This window comes from Desulfosarcina sp., assembly GCF_033791525.1.
GTDB lineage: Bacteria > Desulfobacterota > Desulfobacteria > Desulfobacterales > Desulfosarcinaceae > Desulfosarcina.
In genome coordinates, this window is the sequence record NZ_JASJGN010000384.1 from 1 (window position 1) to 2,594 (window position 2,594).

Annotated in this window: 3 protein-coding genes; 1 reads left to right on the top strand and 2 read right to left on the bottom strand. The window is 56.1% G+C overall.

The genetic code is table 11. The features are described 5' to 3' along the window. On the bottom strand, window positions 1–367 hold a 367-nt coding region (locus QNK41_RS18810), incomplete at its 3' end, for an aldehyde ferredoxin oxidoreductase N-terminal domain-containing protein (protein ID WP_319260053.1). A 329-nt stretch (window positions 368–696) separates the two neighbouring features. Then, window positions 697–1,785: a 3-phosphoserine/phosphohydroxythreonine transaminase gene (gene serC, locus QNK41_RS18815; protein ID WP_319260056.1), complete on the bottom strand. Its 1,089-nt coding sequence runs from the start codon at window positions 1,783–1,785 to the stop codon at window positions 697–699. A gap of 357 nt (window positions 1,786–2,142) precedes the next feature. Between serC and QNK41_RS18820 the strand changes: the two genes are divergently transcribed. Next, a partial coding sequence (locus QNK41_RS18820; RefSeq protein WP_319260058.1) for a histidinol dehydrogenase occupies window positions 2,143–2,594 on the top strand: 452 nt, incomplete at its 3' end.

A 2,594-nucleotide genomic window follows, 5' to 3' on the forward strand; every position in this document is an offset into this window, starting at 1 on the left:
TGATAAAAACCTTGTACAAGCTGTCATCTTTCGCCTGGCCCTCGAGGATGATGGCCGCGTAGCCCAGCCGTGCCATCACCTGGGCGCCCTGGCCTCCGGAGTTGGCCTCTTTAATGCCGCCGGTCAGCGGGCTTTTGCAGCCCACACTGATGCGCCCGGACATGGCCGCCGCCGATCCGCTGAGCAGGCCCGGCGCGATGACCAGTTTATTTGCCGCTCCCAGGGGGTGGCAGGTGGGGGGGACTTCCTTGGCCACGATGGTCGAGGTCATTGCCCGGCCACCCAAGCCGGCATAGGCTCCCAAGGCCTCGGTCTTGACGGCCGGTTCTCCCTGGGCACTCATTTTAATTCTCAGAATTTTGTCCATAGCGTCCCTCCTGTCCATATGCGGCTGGTGTTAAAAAAAGCGATCGGCGATCTGATGGTCATGTCTACAAAAGATGGGAAAAAACAGTAATCTGCTACTGTAATTATGAGTCTTCGCCGGTAATGTCAAGAAAAACCAAAAATGACAGCCGGGGTGCGGCCAGTCTGCATACCGGTGATTTCAGGCTGTTTTCGTCGGTTTTTCGCCCACTGGGGAAAGGGCGGGGAAGGCGGGGCAAGCCCAACCGGTAACGGCAGGTGCAACGCAAAAAAAAGCCCGACAACCTTATTCAACCCTATGGGTGAAAAGGATTGTCGGGAATGGGCTGTTTATCCGTGTTTACCCTCAAAACCCTTCATGAAATCCACCAGCGCCTCAACAGCGGTCAAGGGCGTCGGATTGTAGATGGAGGCCCGGCATCCACCCACACTGCGGTGGCCTTTTAAACCACCCATGCCGTTTTGCATGGCCTCGGCCACGAAGGTTTTTTCCAGATCTTCGCTGGGCAGGCGGAAAGTGACGTTCATCAGCGAGCGGCTTGCCTTTTCCGCAGTCCCCTGGAAAAAGCCGTTCTGGTCGATGGTGTCGTACAGCAGGTCGGCTTTTTTCCGGTTCAATGCCGCCATCTTGTCCATTCCGCCAATGGTCTCTTCCAGCCATTTGAGCACCAGTTGGACCGTATAGATGGCAAAACAGGGCGGGGTGTTGTACATCGAGTTCTTCTCGGCATAGGTGGTGTAGCGCAGCATGGTGGGAATGTCTCCGGGGCTGCGGGCCAGCAGATCATCCCGGACAATCACCAGGCACACGCCGGCCGGACCCATGTTCTTCTGGGCGCCGGCATAGACCAAGCCGAACTTGTCCATCTCCAGCGGCCTGGAGAAAATGTCCGAACTCATATCCGATACGATGGGGACGCCGCCGGTCTCTGGAAACTGCGCCCATTGGGTGCCCTTGATGGTGTTATTGGAGGTGATGTGGGCGTAAGCTGCATCGGCGTTGAAAGCGATTGACCGGGGGATATAGGAAAAGTTTCGGTCTTCGGAAGATGCCACCACGTTGATGGATTGGCCCTGAAGCGTGGCCTCCTTGATGGCTTTGGTGGACCACGTACCGGTGTTGACGTAGTCAGCCGAATCGCCGACACCCAGCAGGTTCATAGGAACCATACAGAACTGCATGCTGGCGCCGCCCTGGAGAAAAAGCACCCGGAAGCGGTCGTCCAGTTTCAGGATTCGCTTGACCCGGGTCACGGCGTCATTGATCACATCGTCGAACCATTTCGACCGGTGACTGATTTCGGTGACCGACAAGCCCGAACCGGCAAAGTTGAGAAAGGACTCCTGGATCTCTTCCAATACTGGCAGGGGCAGGGCCGCCGGTCCGGCGTTGAAATTGTGGATTCGGTCCGCTTTCATCGTAAATAACCTCCATTTGGAATGCCTCGGGGGGGCCGGTGACGAAACGGGTTTCACGCCGACACCGGTTAATTGGCCCCATATTTCTACAGATGAAAACCAATCTGTCAACTGGTAACATCAAATATATAATGATTGCAGTTCAGCCAAATTTTGCTGGCCCTTGAAGGCCGCGAAACGAACGTTGCCACCGAAACGCGATAGCGGGCGCAACCCCAACGCTTGCGGCGGGGTTGGCGAGCGAACTGAATTTGATTCTATCCTCAATGTGCTGATCCGATGCATGGGCGGCATCTATTGACAAACCATCTTGATCCACAATAAATGAGGGCAACTTGGAAAAAAGGAAATGATGCGATGAAAATCCTACGCTACCCATCTGCCGCTGCCGATAAAAAAATGAAGACTATCATTGGCCGGGGTATCGATTTCAGGAAAGCCGACGTCCAGGCTGTCACGCGGATTCTCAACGACGTCAAACGGAACGGTGACAGCGCCCTGGTTCGGTACTGCCAACAGTTCGATGCCCCCCAAATGACCGTCGCGGCAATTGCCGTAACCCCTGAAGAGATGGCAGCGGCCAAAACAAAGGTGGACCGGGCGTTCATGCGGGCATTGAATCGTGCCGCGTCGCAGATCGACGCTTTTCACCGTCAACAGCTGCCCAAATCGTGGATAGACACCCGACGACCGGGTACCTTTCTCGGGCAGATGGTCAATCCTGTCGATGCCGCCGGCGTTTATGTGCCGGGCGGCAAGGGCGGCGATACCCCACTGGTCTCCTCGGTGCTCATGGGAGTCATTCCGGC